Here is an 18,793-nt window from a genome sequence, read left to right on the forward strand (position 1 = left end):
AAAAAGGCGAAAAAGACTTAGATGTCCATCAGCCTCTCATCAAATCGTGCACCAAAACAAGACCGATATCCCCACAATGGCCCCTGCATATATCCACTGTTTCCCTTTGATACTCCGCTTTCTCTCGATCAGTAAAAAGATCTCTGGTAAAAAGACGATGATGATTTCTAGGATAAAAACAAGATGATAAACTGGCGGCATTGGCTGAAAATCAAAGTCTCTTTCATCCCCACCGATGGTTGCGAAATACATTAACAGATTGGTTACTGGAATGGTAAAACAAACGAGCAAGCGGAGAACATACATCCACACATCCTGTCTATGCCGAATCAGGCCAATAAATGAAGCAATGATTCCATACAAAAACAAAACCACTGTGCCGTAACTAAGTAGAGGTTGAACGATAAAGCCGTAAAGCATTAACCCAATTGCCACCATATTCTAACCGTCCTTTCTGTGAAGCAGTACATGTTGTTTTTTCTATCATACACTGCTTTCTCCAGTTTCCATATGAAAAAATCATAAAAAACGACCCCATTAAGGGGCCATTTTATTTTAAGCATTCACTGATTTGAAGAACTGCGGTAAATATTCACGGTGCGCTTCCAGCATTTCATCTAAGATTTGCTTTGCAATTTCATCAGATGGAACGAGTGGATTGATGGTCATGGCGACAAGAGCCGTCTCGTAATCTCCTGTCACAGCTGCTTCAGCTGCCACACGCTCGAAGGACTTGATTTGTTGAACGAGTCCTCTCACAGCCACAGGCAGATCACCTGTCGCGATTGGTTTCGGTCCGTCCTTTGTAATGATACAGTTCACTTCAACCGCTGATTCGGCCGGAATGCTGGCAATCGCTCCTCTGTTCACTGTGTTTACCGGTTGAATGTCATGTTTATCATTGTAGATGGAGTTGATCAAATTACATGCTGCATCGCTGTAATAAGCCCCGCCTCTTTTTTCGAGCTGCGGCGGTTTAATCGATAAATCTGGGTCTTTATATAACTCAAATAGTTCATGCTCGACTTGCTGCACAACCTCTGCTCTTGTTCCTTTTTCTTGAGCCGCTTTTTGTTCTTCCTCCAGCATATCTTTCGTTTTATAGTAATAACGATGATACGGACATGGGATGACCCCTAAGCCTTTGACGAAAGAAGGCTCCCAGTTTTTCGCTTCAATATTCCTCATGGACCACTGGCTATTTGGATTTCCTAATTCATCGAGTACTTGATCCATAATGCTGACCCCGTCTAAATACACATCTAAGCCATAGACCATGTGATTGAGGCCTGCAAATTGTACTTCAATGCGTTCGACATCGACATCCAGCGCTTTTGCAATGCCCATTTTGATTCCAATCGGCACATTGCATAGACCGACTACTTTTTTCAGATTCGTGTAGCGTAACACCGCCTCTGTGACCATGCCTGCTGGATTTGTAAAGTTCACCAGCCAGGCATCTGGGCAAAGCTCTTCCATATCCTTCACGATGTCTAGAATGACTGGAATGGTGCGTAGACCTTTAAATAACCCGCCTGGACCATTCGTTTCCTGTCCAATGACGCCATATTTAAGCGGGATTCTCTCATCCTTGGCTCTGGCTTCGAGCAGTCCTACACGGAATTGTGTCGTGACAAAGTCCGCATCTTTCAGAGCTGCCCGGCGGTCAAGGGTGAGGTGCACTTCAATCGGCAAACCCGCTTTTTCAACCATACGTTTTGCAAGAGCACCCACGATGTTCAACTTTTCCTGACCTGCTTCAATATCCACAAGCCATAACTCCTTTACAGGCAATTCTTGATATCGTTTAATAAACCCTTCGACGAGCTCAGGCGTATAGCTTGATCCACCGCCTATTGTGACAATTTTAATTCCGTCTTTCATGAATTGACACCTCCGAATTGCTTCATTTTTTCATGGAGCTCAATGATTTCAGCTGCAAGCTCTTTGACGGTCATAGCGTTCATCAGATGATCCTGTGCATGAATCATCAAGAGACTGACGTCGGTTTTCTCTCCTCTGATTTCTCCTTGGATTAGCTCTGTCTGTGCGTGATGCGCCTCATTTAACGCGTCTTGTGCTTCCTGCAATTTTTGCTTCGCCTCATCAAAATTGCCTTGCTTTGCACATGTAATGGCCTCCATGGCCGAGCTTCTGCCATTACCACCGTGCAAGATGAGTTGAAACACAATTTGTTCCATTTCCATCGGCCGCATCCCCCTTGTTCCCTCTATTACATGCTGACGACATTTTCATCTGTTGATGCTTTTGCTTCAAGCTCATTTTCTTCTTTCAATTTCTGCTTATCCCACATTCTAAAGAATGGATAGTATAGCGCAAATGACAAGGCAAGGTTAATCAGCTGCATGACCGCGCCAGAGATTTTCCCGCCTGTTGCGAGATAGCCTGAAATGATTGGCGGCATTGTCCACGGGACAGCGATCCCTGCCGGTTTTGCTACAAGTCCTGTGCTCATTCCGATATATGTGGTGATGATCATCATAATTGGCGTAAGGATAAACGGAATGAGAAGCATTGGGTTCATCACAATCGGCATTCCAAAAATGATCGGTTCGTTGATGTTAAAGATGGCTGGCCCAATCGCAAGACGGCCAAGCTGTTTCATTTGTTTACTTCTCGCACGCAAGATCATGGTCAGTACCAAAGCAAGCGTCGCGCCGCTTCCGCCGACATTGATAAAGATTTCAAAGAACTGCGCTGTGAAAATATTCGGCAGCACTTCTCCTGCTTGGAAGGCAAGACGGTTTTCATCCATCGCACCGAGCCAAATCGGACCCATGACTCCTCCGACAATGGTGGCTCCGTGAATACCACATGCCCAGAGGAGCATTTGCACACCGATGGCAACGATACTTCCGCCTAAGCTTCCACCAAGAATGGATAGTGGTGTGCCAATTAAGACCGTGATGATATTATGAATACTCTCAAAAGGTGTCATCTCAATCAGAAGCCTAGCGACCCAGATCAGCGTGATGACCACAAAACCTGGAATAAGTGCGATAAACGATTTACTAACTGCTGGCGGTACACCATCAGGCATTTTGATGACGATATTCCGCTGTACAATAAAGCGGTAAATTTCGGTGGAAAGCATGGCAATAATCATGGCAACGAATAGCCCTTTACTGCCCATCAGTGTGACGGGAATACCGCCATTCACTAGGATAGCTTCTGTTGATCCCTCAGGTGTGAACGGTACTTGATAAGGTGTGGCTAGGAGGAAAGCTGCGACAGCAATTGCACCAGATGACAGTGCATCGACTGCATACTTTTCAGCTAACCTGTATGCGATCCCAAAGGTCGCAACAAGTGCCATAATGTCAAAGGTGGCATTCACAGGATAGGATAGTTTCGTGGCCCATTCGGCTCCGAAGACACTTGCCATAAAATCGCTGTATCCTGGAATCGGAAGGTTGGCTAAAATAAGAAACAGTGAACCGACGATAATGAGAGGCATGGTTAAAACAATTCCGTCACGCAATGCTTGTAAATGTCTTTGAGCGGCAATCTTCCCTGCAAACGGCATAACCTTCTCTTCTAGAAATCGGTTGAATCCATTCATCCCTTCCGCCCCCTTTATCCGTTCACTAACTGTTCAGCAGATTTTAAAACCTCAGCGCCATTACATACGCCATAATGCACGGTATTAATCACATCTACTGGAATTCCTTTGTCTTCTCCGAGTTTTTTCATTTGCGGTAATAAATAACGAACTTGAGGTCCTAATAAAAGCACATCGGCTTGATCAATATGATTTTTAGCAGCATCTCCAGATACTGCCCAAATACGATAGTCTTTTCCTTGTTCTTGTGCACTCTTCTCCATTTTTGTGACAAGTAAGCTTGTTGACATACCTGCTGCACAAACTAATAAAATGTTCATTGTAAACGCCCCCTTTTTGAAGTATGAAGCTTTTCTTTACACATTCATCATATTATGAAACCGCTTTCATAAACACCCATACTTTTTCCTTTAGGAAGCGGAAAAAGTTAATATCACACCATTAGTTCTTGTACGAAGGCGCTTTTTTATCCATGACATCCAGCATGTCTTCAAAGGTGTCACAGGTGATGAGGTGCTGAATAAATTTCACATGATGGACAAGCTCTCCAAGCAGACGGTACATGCCTTTTAAGTCTTTGGCATTCTCTTTTTCGACACAAAGCAAGCACACAAATTGAACTTTTTTCTCTCCCCAAATGATCGGCTTTTCTAATGTACAGATCGCCCAAAACGTCTCTTCTGTCAGCGGGGTCATCGGATGCGGAATCGCTGTATAATGCCCAAATGAAGTCGGTGCAGACTCTTCTCTTTCCATCACAGATTGTGTAAGTTCTGCTGGCGCTAAGCCCATGTCAATGACCTTTTGCGTGAGAAAGTGTATGACCTCTTCCTTTGTTTGAAAGGCGCATTTTGTAAAGACCAATTCCTTTTTCATATATTGCGTGGCTAATGTCACTCTTGTTTCACTTGTCAAAGCTTCTTCTATTTTTAAAAAATCACTGCCTCCTAAAATCGTGTTCACTTGAATGACCGGAATCGGTAAATCCATATGAATGGGAATGGTCGTAATAATTAAATCCAATGCATGTAAAGAGACATGCGGAAGGGAATAAAGCTCTGCTGTGCCTAAAATGGTCAGCTTCGACCCAAATTGTGACCGCAAACGATCTTGAAGTAGCCTTGCACTCCCTGCACCAGACGCACAGACAATCAGGCATCGCTTCGGTGGTATCTCCATTTTCCTGCGCTCTAAGGCCGCACCAAAATGAAGTGCCATATAGCCGATCTCATTTTCATGAATGGACAAACCTGTCTCTTCTTCAATGACCCTGCTCGCCACAATCCCTGCTTCAAAGGCAATTGGATAGCCCGCTTTGATCTCATCAAGCATTGGATTTCTTAAATTCATTCCATACTTACACCGATTGATCGCCGGCTTTAAGTGCAAACTGAGGCCAATCAGCAATTCCGCATCTCCCGCTAAATCCAGCTGCAATTTTTGATCAATGGCTTTCAGCATCAGCTGAACAAGACGGCTCGTGTCATCATCCACAATTTGTTTTTGACCGCCCGTTGAAAAAGACTGTACCATTTTGGCTGTTCCTAGCAAATGAATGGCGATATAAACGATTTCCTCTTGTGGAAATGAGACATCCAGCAGCCCTTCAAGACGCTCAACCATTTTTTTGGCTACCTTGTATTCTTTTGCCCTTGGGATTTCGTTGATTTCTTCAGGCAGCACAGATACATAGTTTCCGTGTCTAATCCGTTTGCAGGCAATAGCAATATGAACAATTAAATTATTCATGCAAATGTCTGATAGATTCATTTTTTCCTCGTTGATATAATCAATCATAGTTCTCTGAATCAATTCCAGCTCATGTTTTGGCAAAATCGTAACCGCCGTGTTCAGCATGGTTTGATAGGAACGCCGTTCATTGAATAAATATTCTGACATGCAATAACGGATTTTCATCTCAGATCCTTTGATCCGGCAGCCTTTATTCGGCTTTGCTTCCAGCTTCAGATCAAAGGGTTCGAGCTTACGTTTGACCCATTTCATGTCATTACTCATCGTCGATTTACTAATAAACAGCTGCTCCTGTAAGTCTTCCAGCTTCACATATGATTCCGCTAGAAGCAGCTTTTTCAAAATAAATCGAACTCGTTCTTCTGGAAGAACAGCAAGCGGTTCTTCCTGTTCGAGTTCTTCCTTCATAAAACGGCGAAAGGCATTCTCATCGTTGATCAACAGCTCATAGCCAGCGCCTCTAACAGCTGATACAGCTGCTTGATATGGGGCTAGACGCTCATTCAGTTCCTTGATGTCTGTTCGGATGGTGCGGCTTGTCACTTGTAAACTGACAGAAAGCGCTGCGCTCGTGAGAGGAGTCTCAGCTGCCATCAGCTGACTTAAAATGTGCGCCAGTCTTTTACTCAGCATTAGGTCGGCCTCCTTCATTTAGGGTGGAGAATCTGCCTTGTTTGGACAGGTTGTATACGCTTACAGTTCTCTTCATTACTCATATTCTACTGAAAAGAAATAAAAATTGCCAACTCATTTATATGACAAACGCCCCTATTTATACATCCAACCATATCTAATGACCTATGAATCTTCTTCTAAGATGCTGTTGTGGAAATCATGAAAAAAAGGCGTTTCACCTCCGTGTATCCGCCTTTTTCTTATGAGGAAATCAGTTGTGTAAAGACAACCAATCTTTTTTCATGTGTACCGGCTGCATGATCAAAAGTTCCCGTACATGTGATGAAATTGAGATTCCGTGTAAAGGCGTACCCGAAAAAAGCATTTGGTTTCTCTTCGCGCGGATAGCTTTTCACCTTGAGAACCTCAAAGGTTCGCTTTTCCCCTGACGAGGATGTCACAATGACTTTGTCTCCCTTTTTTAGCTCCTTTAGTCGATAAAAAACAGCTGGACCCCATTTATTATCAACATGACCATTTATGACAGCATTCCCTTTATCACCAGGCTTCGGACCATCTTCAAACCAAGCTGTGTGATCTGTATTTTGCGGAACACCCATACTGCCATTCTTTGATAAAGTCGTTTTCTCCACTTTTGCTTGGACATCAATCGCTGGAATGGAGATGTCAGCGGGAACAATACCTGATGGCTCATCTTTTAACGTGTCGTGTGAATGAGATGGATTCTTGGCTTGTTTTGCTGTCATTGGCTCAGGAGATGAAGCAGTTTCAGAGGATGACTTTTCATCTATTGATTGGGATGCGCAGCCCGTGATGATGAAAAGCGTCAGAATACCAAACAGCCATCTTTTCACGCAAGTCGACCTCCTTTTGAAGAAAGGAACGGCACGATTGTGCACGTTCCCTCTTGTCTTGATGCCTGCTTAATTTGATGGTTTACGGCGAATGAGGAAGAACGCCCCCACTGCACCTCCGGCTAAGATGAGACTTGCCATCATCCCAGCAAATGCTTCATATGACATACCTAATGGACCGGCTGTGCCTCCCATACCTGTTTTCGGCATCTCATTTGGCATGTTGGATTTGAACATGTCAGGATGCTGATCGACAATAGCTGATGCGACATCTTGACCAACCATGAACATATGGCCGTATGCTTCTCTGACAGTCGGGTACAGCTGATCATATTCACCATGATGATAAGACGTGTACGTTTTGATGAGCTCATCAATATGGGTTTTCAACCCAGCTTCTAAGTCAGCCGCCTTCAATCGTCCATCTGTCGCTTGATCTAAAAATTTTGCTTGTTTCATACGGTAAGCATCTAAATCTTTGACAGCCTTTTCTTTTGCTTGCTCGTCTCCTGATGCTTCCGCTTTAACATAATCAACTAAATATCCGATATGACTTGACCAGATCGTTTTAAATTGTTTTCCTGCATCTTTTCCATAAACAGAAGCGATCGCATCTGATAGATCATTCGTGTTTTCATTTAACGCTGCTGCCGCTTGGTCAAAGTCCTTGCTGCCATCATTCCCTTTTTGCATAGCCACTACCGCGAGTGCCAAATGCTCTGAGAACAAGTAGTTTAAATCCTCACGAAGATCTGCGGCTGGAGTATCGACTGATTTTTGATCAAATTTCCCAGGAAATTGATCTGTAATCGCCCATGATACACCTTTACCTACTTCAAACATATGATGAATGGATTTTCTGACCGTTTCATAGGTTGTATCAAAATCCTTTTCTGTGTAACTATCAAAAGCTTTTAGCAGTTCATTGACGTGCATTTTTAAACCTTCTTCAAGTTCACTTGCTTTCAATCTTCCACCTGTTGCTTTATCAAGCATATCAGCTTGTTTCATGCGGTATTGATCAAGCTCTTTGACCGCTTTCTTTTTACCTGCTTCATCTTTTTTCGCTGTTGCTTGTACATAATCAACGAAGTAGCCGATATGGCTTGACCAAATCTCTTTAAATTGTTTCCCTGCTTTTTTTCCATACACAGAGGCGATCGCATCTGATAGATCATTCGTGTTTTCATTTAACGCTGCTGCTGCTTGATCAAAATCTTTACTGCCGTCAATTCCCTTTTGCATCGTGATCACTGCTAAATAAGCATGTTCTGAGAAGAGCTGATCAAGCGCTGCGCGAAGATCCGTTGCTTTATTTGACACCTCTTGTGATGATGACGACTTTTTTGCATCCCCATGCATATGTCCTTCGTGTGCACTTGCCATTTGAGCAGTTGGTAATAATAATGCTGCACTAAGCGGGATCGTTAAAAATGCTTTTTTCATTTTCATCTGTTTTGCCTCCTCTTTCCGTTTGTTATGTACTTAACGGAGAGAGAAGTGAAATGGATCATTCCCACAGCATATTTTTTTGTTTCATTCATTTCATAAAAAAAAGCCGGATTACCCGGCTGATACGTTACGACTTTTGGATGCTTTTCGTTCTTTGTATATTTTCCTCACCACTGGATAAATCACTGGTGCCCATTTGACAATTTGTTTCAGCCACTTTTTCATTTTCTCCCGCGCCTCCTTATTGTCATTCTTACAAGACAATTCCCGATCTTGTCATGAAATAAACAGGTGCGGGAGAGCAGGAGTTAAATGACGCCTTGTGCGATCATGGCATCTGCCACTTTGCGAAATCCTGCAATATTTGCGCCTACCATTAAGTTTCCAGCGTATCCGTATTCTTCAGCTGTCTCAGTACACTGACGATAAATCGACTGCATCATTTGTTTCAACTGACCATCTACTTCTTCAAAAGTCCAAGACATTCTCGCACTGTTTTGCGCCATTTCTAACGCCGAAACACCCACTCCGCCAGCATTTGCCGCTTTTGCTGGTGCAAACAAAATATCATGTTGTTCAAATACTTTGACGGCCCCAAGTGTGGACGGCATATTGGCCCCTTCTCCTACAGCGATGACACCGTTTGCCACTAGCTGCTGTGCTTGCGACTCTGAAATTTCATTTTGGGTCGCACATGGCAGCGCAATGTCACAAGGAAGAGACCAAATTTGTTCGCAATCTTCAATCAATTCAGCATGCGGGTGAATGTCTATGTAGGCAGCAATTCGCTGGTTGTCGACTTCCTTCAGCTGCTTCACTGTCTCAAGTGAAATGCCTTGAGGGTCGTAAATGGCTCCGCTTGAATCACTACAAGCCACAACCTTTCCGCCTAATTCCAATACTTTTTCCATCGCATAAATCGATACATTTCCTGACCCAGACACAACAACAGATCGCCCTTCAAATTGCATTCCGTGGGCTTTTAACATTTCTTCCATAAAGTACACCAGTCCATAGCCTGTCGCTTCTTTTCTCGCTAAGCTGCCTCCAAAACCAGGACTTTTTCCTGTCAGGACACCTGCTTCATACGCACCACGCATTTTTTTGTACTGGCCGAACATATAGCCAATTTCGCGTGCACCTACACCAATATCTCCTGCCGGTACATCTTGATCAGGTCCAATATAACGACTGAGTTCACTCATAAAACTTTGAACAAAACGCATGATTTCTCCATCAGATTTCCCTTTAGGGTCAAAATCTGATCCACCTTTTCCTCCGCCGATCGGCAAACCTGTCAGTGCGTTTTTAAAGATTTGTTCAAACCCTAAAAACTTGATGATGCTGGCATTGACCGATGGGTGAAACCGAATGCCCCCCTTATAAGGACCGATGGCACTATTAAATTGAACCCTGAATCCTCTGTTCACCTGTACTTTGCCTTCATCGTCTACCCACGGTACACGAAACATCACAAGCCGCTCAGGCTCAATTAAGCGTTCTAAGATCCCCTGTTTTTCATACTCTGGGTGTTTTGCAAAAACCGGGACGAGGGATTCCAGAATTTCTTTTACGGCTTGTTGGAATTCCGCCTCGCCTGGATTCCGTTTTTCTACATCCCCTAGCACACGGTGGATGTAGCTTTGTGCTGTTTGTGCTGCTCGATCTAAGGTCAACATGTCTCATCTGCCTCCTTGTCAATATCTCACTCTTTGGTTGTTAGATTTTCTAACGCATATTGAGATTAATTTAACACCATTTGTAAAAACTGATCAATATTGATAACAGATGAAAACGATGCCGAAATGAGATAGATCAAGCAGAATGACCTTCCGTCATGAAAATGACCCGCTCAAAGAATGACTATCGTGCTAGAAATGACGAACTGGACGTTCAACATCCCGCTTTCTTTGACACATTCATGAAACTTTCACTTTTTCTAGATGATGATCATTCAAAAAAAAGGTCAAAAGTTTTACAATGTCTTTCAATCTTTTCTGAGCTTTTCTCCTCTTTTCCGATCAGGTAAGACAACACACAGCCAATATAAAATAGAAGAAGATGGGAAGTTGATTAACCCAATGATGCCCCAGAACCATTTATAACGCCCTCTTTTCTTGGCATCCATAAATAAGAGAAATCCCTGTGCAAACAGTAACGGTAATGCGCACAATAAGATGATCATTTCCGTCTGACTCATAAGGAAGACCCTCCTTTAATCTGTTGATATTCCTTGATGCCGACAACCACACAGAATGGCACGCTCACCACTTGGAGAAGAATGAAGATGATGGGCAAATGAGTAATGGCAGCTGCAAAAAGTGTCATGATGGTCAGACTGACGAGGATGTACGCCAGCACTTCTTGTTTAAAACGTTTTTTCTCTTTTTCCTTTGCCTGCTTTAGCATCAACATCAAAGCTTGTTCACTCGGCTTTTCTACTTCGATTTGTTCATCGAGCTCCTGCAGCTCCTCTTTTAAACGATCGGCGAAACGATCTTCTTTCATCAGTCCCACTCCTTTCGAATTTTCTTGATCCCATGATGAACCCTCGATTTCACCGTACCTTCTCTCACCTCGAGCATCGAAGCGATTTCAGGGTAAGTAAAGCCATAATAGTAATGGAGAAGGATCGGTACTCTCTCCTGAGCCTTTAACTCATTTAAAGCATCCCACATGTCATGCCAAGTATGGCCTTTTTGCTGAACATCCCATTTGAACCGGCGGATGGCTTCTTGATTCGCCTTTCCTTCTCTCGTTTGTTCACGTTTTCTTTTCTTTTGATGATCTAAAAATTGTCTAGATGCAATGGACATGAGCCATGTTGAAAATAATGAATCTCCTCTAAAAGAAGAAAGTTTCATGTACGCTTTGAGCATCGTTTCTTGCATGATCTCCTCTGTCAGCTCTTGTTGAAGGGTCAATTTCATCAAATAACGGTAAAGAAACGAATAATGATGCCGATAAAGGGCGGTAAATGCGGCATCATCCCCCTGTTTTGCCCGCTTGATCCATAAAGTCTCCTCGGTCTGCTCCAAACACGTCCCTCCTTCCTTTCTATCTCTTATTGATTAGACGACACCGGTGATCGCATCGTTTAAAATAGACCTTCTTTTTTTAAATTGGAGCCTTGTCTACCTGTTGTTTAGCGCACGGATCTATTTGATATCCAATTTTTTCTTATGTAATGATTATGACAGGTCTTTGTCTCTAACAAAATGACGCTTTCGTAATCATCTTGATTTTCCTTAAAAAGAAGAACGTCCTTTTCATAATCACTAGGTTACCCCAATACCTATCGTCAATGATCCTTGTCTCATGTAGATAAATTGAAATAATCATTGCCTTAGTTTCCTTGAAAATCGTGGAATACTTCGTTTCAATTCTTAGCCGATGATACCTTTTTGCGTGCTATGCTCTTCCTACATTCCGAAAGAGGCGATGCTGGCGAAGGAAGGAGGAGCGGTTGAATCGCAGCTTATTTTGGAAACGTTTACATTAAAACAAAATAGAGAATGGAGATGTTCATGTTGAAGAAAAAAGTTCCAATGTTAGCTGGTGTGTTAGCGGTTGGTCTCGTGACTTCATTATTTGCGCCAAATGGGGAGGCAAAAGCAGCAACGAAATATCCAGAAAGCCCTTCGATTATGGCCAATTTTAATCAGCAAGGATTCTCCACATTAAATGGCGGTACAACAGGCGGTGAAGGCGGTAAAACGGTGACGGTGAAAACCGGAAATGAACTATTAGCTGCCCTCAAAAGCAAAGGAACAAATGAAAAATTGAAAATCGTGGTAGACGGAACGATTACTCCTTCTAATACTTCAGCCAATAAAATTGATGTGAAAGATACAAACAATGTCTCCATCGTCGGTAAAGGGACAAACGGCGAATTTAACGGGATTGGTATTAAAGTATGGCGCGCTAATAACGTCATCATCCGCAACCTCAAAATCCATCACAGCAAAATCGGTGATAAAGATGCCATCGGAATCGAAGGTGCCTCTAAAAACGTATGGGTCGACCATAATGAACTCTACAACACTTTAAACTCTGATAAAGATGACTATGATGGGTTATTCGATGTGAAAAATGACTCTGATTACATTACGTTCTCATGGAACTATGTCCATGACAGCTGGAAAACGATGCTGATGGGCAGCTCCGATAACGATAACTACAACAGAAAAATCACGTTCCACAACAACCGTTTTGAAAACTTGAACTCTCGTGTACCGTCTATGCGCTTCGGGGAAGGCCATGTGTATAACAACTATTACAAAAACATCCTAACAACAGCGATTAATTCACGTATGGGCGCGAAAATGAGAATTGAACACAACGTATTTGAAAACACGAAAAATGCCATCGGCAGCTGGGACAGCCGTCAAGTCGGTACTTGGCATGTCATCAACAACTCTTATATTAACAGCACAGGTAGCCTGCCAACGTCTTCAACAGGTACGTACAACCCTCCTTATAACTACTCTTTGCTTAACGTGAACAATGTGAAATCAGAAGTTGTATCAAATGCGGGTGTAGGAAAAGTAAATCCTTAATCTCAAAAAAACGTTCGGGCAGAAATCTTCTGTCCGAACGTTCTTGTCATCCATTTTTTACACGACCGAAAATGGACGGTCCATTTCATACAGCTTTTGATAACGCAGATTTTCTTTCAGCAAATCATGATGCTGCCCCTGCATCTCAATGCGTCCACCTTCAATAAACATCATACGATCGCATGCCTCACAGCCAGTGAGATGATGGGTGATCCAAATGACTGTTTTTCCTTTTAACACACGGAAGATTGTTTCAAGCAATTCACGCTCTGTGCGTGGATCAAGCCCAACGGTTGGTTCATCTAATACAACAATCGGTGTGTTTTGCAGCAAAATCCGAGCTAGAGCCATACGCTGCCTTTCTCCACCAGAGAAACGAACCCCTGTCTCTTGTACACCTGTGTGATAACCTTCTGGCAAAGACTCAATGTAATCGTGCAGCTGCACTTGCCGCGCGGCTTCTTTTACTTGCTCTTCTGTCGCTTCTGGAGAGCCTAAGCGAATGTTGTTTAAAACAGATGTATCAAATAAATAGGGCTGTTGATTGAGCACAGACACATAAGAGGATACCTCCTCTTGAATGCTTTGTACCGGTTTCCCCTGAATGCTGACAACCCCTTGATTTGGCACGACTGCCCCTTCTAACAATTTTAAAATGGTCGATTTGCCTGCACCGCTTTTTCCTAAAAGAGCGAGCGATTCACCTTGCTTCAGTGAAAACGAAAAATGCTTTAGTACATGTTTATTGACTTCAAATCCGAAGGTGACTTGATCAAAACAGACCGCTTCAACGCCATCAGAGACGGGTGTCTCGTCTGCTGCCTCCCTCTCCACTAATCCTTCATACGATTGCTTTTCATAATGATTTAATCTGCTGACGGCATGCTGATAAACAGGAATATCGCCTGCTGCATCTGACAGCGGAAGAAAGGCTTCTGTTAATGGAAACAGCACAAGCACAAAAGCTGCGATCAGCGTGTGCGGCATAGAACCAGCCTGAACGACTGAGCCGCTCCAATACACGACAAGGACGACTGCTCCTCCAATGACTAGCTGTGCTAAAAATTGGCGCAGACGGATAAACCGATGCTTTGCCGCTTCGAGTGCTAATAGCTTTGCTTCTTTTCGTTCATAGCCTTCAACAAAATCGTTCTGTCTGCCGCTAAACAACCAGTCACTCACGCCCATGACGGCATCTGTTAAATGGCTGTACAGTTCATTTCTGCCTTTCTTCATTTGAATTTGTCTCGCCCGGTTCACAAGTACTGTGATGTATGGGAATACAAATACGAGCAGCGCCATATAAAGCAGCATCAATCCGGCAAAAGGCCATGAAAAAAGCCCAAGGGCTCCAATCGAAGCGGCATATAAAAGCAGCGCACCGATGGATGGAAAGATTGTTTTTAAATACGCATCCTGTAATCTCTCCACATCTTCTGATAACAGCCCAAGCATTTCACCTGTTCCAAGCTTCGTCTGTTTGGCACTTCGTTCAGCCATATCATAAAGACGTACCCGCATTTTTTCAATCATCGTCAAAATGAGCTGATGACTCGCCAGTCTCTCTGCATAACGAGCCGCTGAGCGTGAAATACCAAAGGTACGTACTGCCACGATTGGGACATAGACCATCAAGATATTCTCAGGTCTTGTGGCAGCTTTTGAAATGAGGAACCCTGACGTATACATGAGCATAGAAGCAGAAAACACCGCAATCGCCCCTAAAAAAAGCACCAAGGCAAACAGCTTTTGATTCTCCTTGATATAAGGTATAAACCAGCCTTTACTGACCATGTGTGACCGCCCCCATTTGTTCCTGTACCAATTGATAGTACACACCTTTTCTTTCCATTAATGATTCATGAGTCCCCATCTCTGCAATCGTCCCATGATCCATCACAATGATTTCATCCATATCCGTCATCCAATGAAGTCTGTGTGTGGCTAAAAACACAAGTTTATTTTCAAACAATGGAAGCATTGTTTTCTTTAATTCATACTCTGTCTCAATATCCAGATGAGCCGTTGGTTCATCTAACAGCATAATGGATCGCTGGCCGAGCACTGTGCGAGCGAGTGCAATCCGCTGCGCTTGTCCGCCGCTCAGTCCTCTGCCCTGTTCGCCAATGACCTCATCCAGTCCATTGGGGAGTTCCGCTACGAGCTGAGACAAACCTGCCTCTTCCACCGCTCTTTCGACGTCTTCATCGGTTGCATTCGGTTCATAAAAACGAATATTTTCTCTCAGTGTCATGTGAAATAAATAAGGATGCTGCGGCATATAAACGACTTCTTTTTGCCATGCCGCCAGCTGTAAATGAGCAAGCGGCTTTCCGTTTAGGATGATTTCACCTGCAGACGGTTCAACAAAACCGCCGAGAACATCCGTTAACGTCGATTTCCCCGAACCACTGGCACCGATGATCCCAATTTTTTTCTTTCCTTTCACAGTGAGGTCCACATCCTGAATCGAATATGGTGCATGCTCATCATGCAAGACACTGACATCTTGCAGTGTGAGCTCAGATTGCTCATTCCACTCGTTCAGCTGCACGGATTGTGTCTCCTGCTCTCGGAAGCCCTTTTCCTCTAAAATCACTTGAATCGCCTCATTCGCTTCTTTACCGTTTAACGTCGCATGATAATCATTCCCCACTTCACGGACTGGCAAAAAATATTCTGGCGCAAGCATTAGTGCGGTCAAAGCGGGCAATAACAAAAGATCTCCTTCAATTAAGCGCAAGCCGAGAAATACAGCGACAGTCGCAATGGACAGCATAGAAAAGAAATCGAGAGCAAAAGAAGAAAGAAAGGCGACTTTCAGTGTGCTCATCGTCGCCTTTCGATAACGCTTTGAGACCTCTCCAATATTGCGAGAATGCTTTTTGCTAATCCCTAAGTAGCGAAGCGTTTCAAGGCCACGGAGAGAATCAGTAAAATGATTGGATAATTTCTCATACGATCTCCATTGTTTGGCCGCTTTACGCTGAGCGACAAGTCCTAGCAAAATCATAAAAACAATTAAAATTGGCAGCGTGACAATGAGAATGACAGCAGATGTTTCATCTAATGTCCAAACATAGACAAGCACCATCACCGGAATAACTGCCATGTTCACCATTTTCGGCAAAAACAGCTGTAAATACTGACGATATTGGGCAATGCCCTCCATCGCCAATGTCACAAGCTTTCCTGTTCCTTTTTTCTTCGTGAAAGCTGGCCCTAAACGGAAAAGCTGGTCCAACAGCTGCTTTCTGACGTCTGCTCCAATTCGGGAAGAATAGGTGAACATGACCTTCTCCCGCATCAAGGTGAGACCGTGCCGCACCAGAAAGGCAGCAAGAAACAGCAAGACATAAGGCGTTGCCTGCATGAGGCTCTTCCCGTCAAACAGCGTTGTTATGGCATGTGCCAGCCACTGTGCTTGAAAAATAATACTTGCTCCTTGGATGATTGACACAATACCTAAGAGGGCAAGAAGCCCCCTCATTCCTTTTAGTTGAAGCAAACGTTTATCCATTAGTAGGTCATTGGCTCCTTACCGCTTACACGTTTACGGAAGACATAGTAGCTCCAGATTTGATACCCAAGCACAAAAGGCAGCAAAGAAATGGCAACAATCGTCATGACCGTCAGTGAATAAGATCCTGATGCAGCGTTTTGAATGGTGAGGTCGAATGCATGGTTGATCGAACTAATCATGACACGCGGGAATAATGCTGTGAAAAGCATGGTCACCGTCACCATAATACCTGCACCTGTGAATAAAAATGTCCATCCATCACACTCTTTTCTCATAAAGATTAGAGCCGCTACATAACAAACCACAATGAGTACAGTTAAAGGGATCGTAATGATCGGACGCACGGTATAAATGTCTGTTTCAAGAATAGACACACCAACAAATACAACAAGAACCGGCAGTGCAATCAATAAAACACGCTGACCGAGCTTTCTTGCACGATTTCTTAAATCACCCTCAGTGCGGAGTGTGACGAAAATCAATCCATGCAGAAGGCAAAGAACCGTCACAGCTACCCCGCCGATCACTGAATAAAGATTCACAAAGTCTGTAAATCCAGCGTACATATTCATGCTTTGATCAATGGGCATTCCTCGTAAAATACTTGTGAATAGCACGCCGAGTAAAAATGGCGGAAGCAGGCTGCCAAAGAAGATCACCCAGTCCCACGTTTTGATCCATGAAGCCTTCTCGACCTTCCCTCTAAATTCAAAGGCGACCCCCCGCCCAATGAGCGCTAGCAGGAGAACCGTAAACGGAATATAGTATCCGCTGAACATCGTAGCGTACCAGTGAGGAAAAGCGGCGAAAATAGCTCCGCCTGCTGTAATCAACCAGACCTCATTCGCATCCCAGAAAGGGCCAATCGTATTGATTAAAATGCGGCGCTCATGTGCATCTTTTCCAAGAAGCTGCATGGACATCCCGACACCAAAATCAAATCCTTCTAAGAAGAAAAATCCAACAAACAGTACTGCGACAAGAATAAACCAAATCTCGTTAAGATATGCCATGATATGCGCCTCCATCAAATGGATCTGTAGACAGGTCCGTTTCATCCTTTTGATCTGTATTCTCTTCAGAATGTGCACCTTTTTTAATTTCTCGAATGAATAAGTAGGCAAGCACGATGGCAAGAATCAGATAAATGGTCGTAAAGCTAATGACTGAGAATAGCAACATGCCGTACGATACGTTTGGTGAAATGGATTGTGCGGTTGTCATCATACCAAAGACTGTCCACGGCTGACGCCCAATTTCCGTCATGATCCAACCAGCTGAGTTTGCAATAAACGGGAACGCAATCATCCATACCATGAAGCGTAAATACCATTTGTTTGATTCTAGTTTTTTTCTAAAGCTCAAATACAAACCAATCATACTAGCAAAAATCATCAACATGCCGGCACCCACCATGATTCTAAAGCTCCAGAAGGTTGTTTTGACTGGAGGAATGTAATCTCCAGGACCAAACTTGGCTTCATATTCTTTTTGAAGGGTCAGCATGCCTGGCACATCTCCACTAAACTTCGAATAAGCCAAGTAACTTAAAGCAAACGGAATATTGATCTCCGCAGAGTTTTCTTTTTTATCTGTGTCAATGTTGGCAAATAGTGTCCAAGCCGCTGGATCTCCACTATCCTTCCAAAGGGCTTCACTTGCTGCCATCTTCATCGGCTGTGATTCCATTAAGTGCTTTGCTTGATCATGTCCAGAGAACGCCACACCTAAGCCAGAAATGAAAGCAAGCACCATGGCAATCTGGAAAGATTTTTTGAAAAAGGTCACTTCTTGTTTTTTGATCATTTTATAGGCACTGACACCCGCGATAAAGAAAGCACCGGTTGCCAATGCACCAAACAGAACGTGCGGGAACTCTACCCAAAGTTGCGGATTTGTCACGAGCGCCCCAAAGTCATTCATTTCTGCACGGCCATTTTTAATCACAAATCCAACTGGCTCCTGCATAAATGAGTTGGCGAGTAAAATCCAAAACGCCGAAAAGATCGTACCAAGAGAAACAAGCCAAATACATAACAAATGAATTTTTTTCGGCAGACGGTCCCAGCCGAATATCCAAAGGCCAATAAAGGTCGATTCAAGGAAAAAGGCCAATAGCGCTTCAATGGCAAGCGGTGCACCAAAGACATCACCGACAAACCTTGAATAATCAGACCAGTTCATCCCAAACTGGAATTCTTGCAGAATCCCTGTCACCACACCTACTGCAAAGTTAATTAAGAAAAGGTGACCCCAAAATTTCGCCATCTTTTTATAAATCTCTTTTTTCTTGACGACATAAAGGGTTTGCATCAATGCAACGATAAATACCAAACCTATAGACATAGGAACAAAAATAAAATGAAATAATGTCGTTGAGGCAAATTGAAATCTTGCTAAAAACAGCTCACTCACAGCCTTACATCCTCCCTTA

18 protein-coding genes are annotated in these 18,793 nt (G+C 43.5%); 1 reads left to right on the forward strand and 17 read right to left on the reverse strand.

Annotated elements, in window-relative coordinates:
- Positions 1–39 precede the first annotated feature (39 nt).
- The 13 genes from NST09_RS18010 to sigY all read right to left on the reverse strand — a co-directional run bounded on the left by NST09_RS18010 (position 40) and on the right by sigY (position 11,315).
- Positions 40–438, reverse strand: a complete 399-nt coding sequence (locus tag NST09_RS18010) for a hypothetical protein (RefSeq protein WP_025208200.1) — start codon at positions 436–438, stop codon at positions 40–42.
- 117 nt (positions 439–555) lie between these two features.
- Positions 556–1,884 (reverse strand): 6-phospho-beta-glucosidase, encoded by a 1,329-nt coding sequence (locus NST09_RS18015; RefSeq protein WP_342493176.1) that lies wholly within the window; start codon positions 1,882–1,884, stop codon positions 556–558.
- On the reverse strand, positions 1,881–2,207 hold the full coding sequence (locus tag NST09_RS18020; protein ID WP_008345561.1) for a PTS lactose/cellobiose transporter subunit IIA: 327 nt from the start codon (positions 2,205–2,207) through the stop codon (positions 1,881–1,883). Before NST09_RS18020 ends, NST09_RS18015 begins: the two co-directional genes overlap by 4 nt.
- Before the next feature lie 26 nt (positions 2,208–2,233).
- A complete protein-coding gene (gene celB / locus NST09_RS18025) occupies positions 2,234–3,583 on the reverse strand; it encodes a PTS cellobiose transporter subunit IIC (protein ID WP_007497888.1) in 1,350 nt (449 codons plus the stop codon).
- A gap of 14 nt (positions 3,584–3,597) precedes the next feature.
- Positions 3,598–3,903, reverse strand: a complete 306-nt coding sequence (locus NST09_RS18030) for a PTS sugar transporter subunit IIB (protein WP_007497889.1) — start codon at positions 3,901–3,903, stop codon at positions 3,598–3,600.
- Positions 3,904–4,024: 121 nt separating this feature from the next.
- A complete protein-coding gene (locus NST09_RS18035) occupies positions 4,025–5,968 on the reverse strand; it encodes a BglG family transcription antiterminator (RefSeq protein ID WP_281201157.1) in 1,944 nt (647 codons plus the stop codon).
- Positions 5,969–6,210: 242 nt separating this feature from the next.
- Entirely contained in the window at positions 6,211–6,825 is a 615-nt protein-coding gene (locus NST09_RS18040; protein WP_098680771.1) for a class F sortase, read from the reverse strand.
- Positions 6,826–6,894: 69 nt separating this feature from the next.
- Positions 6,895–8,277 (reverse strand): copper amine oxidase, encoded by a 1,383-nt coding sequence (locus NST09_RS18045; protein WP_342493177.1) that lies wholly within the window; start codon positions 8,275–8,277, stop codon positions 6,895–6,897.
- A gap of 111 nt (positions 8,278–8,388) precedes the next feature.
- Positions 8,389–8,502 carry a hypothetical protein gene (locus NST09_RS18050; RefSeq protein WP_008345567.1) on the reverse strand — a complete coding sequence of 38 codons (114 nt, stop codon included), beginning with the start codon at positions 8,500–8,502 and terminating at the stop codon, positions 8,389–8,391.
- 83 nt (positions 8,503–8,585) lie between these two features.
- The gene (gdhA, locus tag NST09_RS18055; RefSeq protein ID WP_268357469.1) at positions 8,586–9,956 is read right to left on the reverse strand and encodes an NADP-specific glutamate dehydrogenase; all 1,371 of its coding nucleotides are present in this window, start codon (positions 9,954–9,956) and stop codon (positions 8,586–8,588) included.
- Positions 9,957–10,264: 308 nt separating this feature from the next.
- Positions 10,265–10,477: a hypothetical protein gene (locus NST09_RS18060; protein ID WP_008345569.1), complete on the reverse strand. Its 213-nt coding sequence runs from the start codon at positions 10,475–10,477 to the stop codon at positions 10,265–10,267.
- A complete protein-coding gene (locus tag NST09_RS18065; RefSeq protein WP_342493178.1) occupies positions 10,474–10,785 on the reverse strand; it encodes a YxlC family protein in 312 nt (103 codons plus the stop codon). The genes NST09_RS18060 and NST09_RS18065 overlap by 4 nt, the downstream gene beginning before the upstream one ends.
- Complete coding sequence (sigY, locus tag NST09_RS18070) at positions 10,785–11,315, reverse strand: RNA polymerase sigma factor SigY (protein WP_213407080.1); 531 nt, start codon at positions 11,313–11,315, stop codon at positions 10,785–10,787. Before sigY ends, NST09_RS18065 begins: the two co-directional genes overlap by 1 nt.
- A 489-nt stretch (positions 11,316–11,804) precedes the next feature.
- On the opposite strand from sigY, the gene NST09_RS18075 reads away from it, so the two are divergent.
- Positions 11,805–12,836 carry a pectate lyase gene (locus NST09_RS18075; RefSeq protein WP_017358687.1) on the forward strand — a complete coding sequence of 344 codons (1,032 nt, stop codon included), beginning with the start codon at positions 11,805–11,807 and terminating at the stop codon, positions 12,834–12,836.
- A 57-nt stretch (positions 12,837–12,893) separates the two neighbouring features.
- Here NST09_RS18075 and cydC read toward each other — a convergent pair whose 3' ends face one another.
- From cydC to NST09_RS18095, 4 genes are read right to left on the reverse strand one after another with little or no spacing between them, the layout of a single operon-like run.
- Entirely contained in the window at positions 12,894–14,630 is a 1,737-nt protein-coding gene (gene cydC, locus NST09_RS18080; protein ID WP_342493179.1) for a thiol reductant ABC exporter subunit CydC, read from the reverse strand.
- The gene (gene cydD / locus NST09_RS18085; RefSeq protein WP_076821357.1) at positions 14,620–16,356 is read right to left on the reverse strand and encodes a thiol reductant ABC exporter subunit CydD; all 1,737 of its coding nucleotides are present in this window, start codon (positions 16,354–16,356) and stop codon (positions 14,620–14,622) included. The genes cydC and cydD overlap by 11 nt, the downstream gene beginning before the upstream one ends.
- Positions 16,356–17,372 (reverse strand): cytochrome d ubiquinol oxidase subunit II, encoded by a 1,017-nt coding sequence (cydB, locus tag NST09_RS18090; protein WP_342493180.1) that lies wholly within the window; start codon positions 17,370–17,372, stop codon positions 16,356–16,358. Before cydB ends, cydD begins: the two co-directional genes overlap by 1 nt.
- Positions 17,359–18,774 carry a cytochrome ubiquinol oxidase subunit I gene (locus NST09_RS18095; RefSeq protein ID WP_008345582.1) on the reverse strand — a complete coding sequence of 472 codons (1,416 nt, stop codon included), beginning with the start codon at positions 18,772–18,774 and terminating at the stop codon, positions 17,359–17,361. The genes cydB and NST09_RS18095 overlap by 14 nt, the downstream gene beginning before the upstream one ends.
- Between the last annotated feature and the right edge of the window lie 19 nt (positions 18,775–18,793).

Source organism: Bacillus sp. FSL W7-1346 (assembly GCF_038593335.1).
Taxonomy (GTDB): domain Bacteria; phylum Bacillota; class Bacilli; order Bacillales; family Bacillaceae; genus Bacillus; species Bacillus altitudinis.

Excerpts from the sequence above, each read along its gene's own strand:
- NST09_RS18030 (WP_007497889.1), bottom strand. The coding sequence starts at position 3,903 with ATGAACATTTTATTAGTTTGTGCAGCAGGTATGTCAACAAGCTTACTT.
- NST09_RS18065 (WP_342493178.1), bottom strand. The coding sequence starts at position 10,785 with ATGAAAGAAGATCGTTTCGCCGATCGTTTAAAAGAGGAGCTGCAGGAG.
- gdhA (WP_268357469.1), bottom strand. The coding sequence starts at position 9,956 with ATGTTGACCTTAGATCGAGCAGCACAAACAGCACAAAGCTACATCCAC.
- NST09_RS18020 (WP_008345561.1), bottom strand. The coding sequence starts at position 2,207 with ATGGAAATGGAACAAATTGTGTTTCAACTCATCTTGCACGGTGGTAAT.
- cydB (WP_342493180.1), bottom strand. The coding sequence starts at position 17,372 with ATGGCATATCTTAACGAGATTTGGTTTATTCTTGTCGCAGTACTGTTT.
- NST09_RS18075 (WP_017358687.1), top strand. The coding sequence starts at position 11,805 with ATGTTGAAGAAAAAAGTTCCAATGTTAGCTGGTGTGTTAGCGGTTGGT.
- NST09_RS18035 (WP_281201157.1), bottom strand. The coding sequence starts at position 5,968 with ATGCTGAGTAAAAGACTGGCGCACATTTTAAGTCAGCTGATGGCAGCT.
- NST09_RS18045 (WP_342493177.1), bottom strand. The coding sequence starts at position 8,277 with ATGAAAATGAAAAAAGCATTTTTAACGATCCCGCTTAGTGCAGCATTA.
- NST09_RS18060 (WP_008345569.1), bottom strand. The coding sequence starts at position 10,477 with ATGAGTCAGACGGAAATGATCATCTTATTGTGCGCATTACCGTTACTG.
- celB (WP_007497888.1), bottom strand. The coding sequence starts at position 3,583 with ATGAATGGATTCAACCGATTTCTAGAAGAGAAGGTTATGCCGTTTGCA.
- cydD (WP_076821357.1), bottom strand. The coding sequence starts at position 16,356 with ATGGATAAACGTTTGCTTCAACTAAAAGGAATGAGGGGGCTTCTTGCC.
- NST09_RS18050 (WP_008345567.1), bottom strand. The coding sequence starts at position 8,502 with ATGAAAAAGTGGCTGAAACAAATTGTCAAATGGGCACCAGTGATTTAT.
- NST09_RS18015 (WP_342493176.1), bottom strand. The coding sequence starts at position 1,884 with ATGAAAGACGGAATTAAAATTGTCACAATAGGCGGTGGATCAAGCTAT.
- cydC (WP_342493179.1), bottom strand. The coding sequence starts at position 14,630 with ATGGTCAGTAAAGGCTGGTTTATACCTTATATCAAGGAGAATCAAAAG.
- NST09_RS18010 (WP_025208200.1), bottom strand. The coding sequence starts at position 438 with ATGGTGGCAATTGGGTTAATGCTTTACGGCTTTATCGTTCAACCTCTA.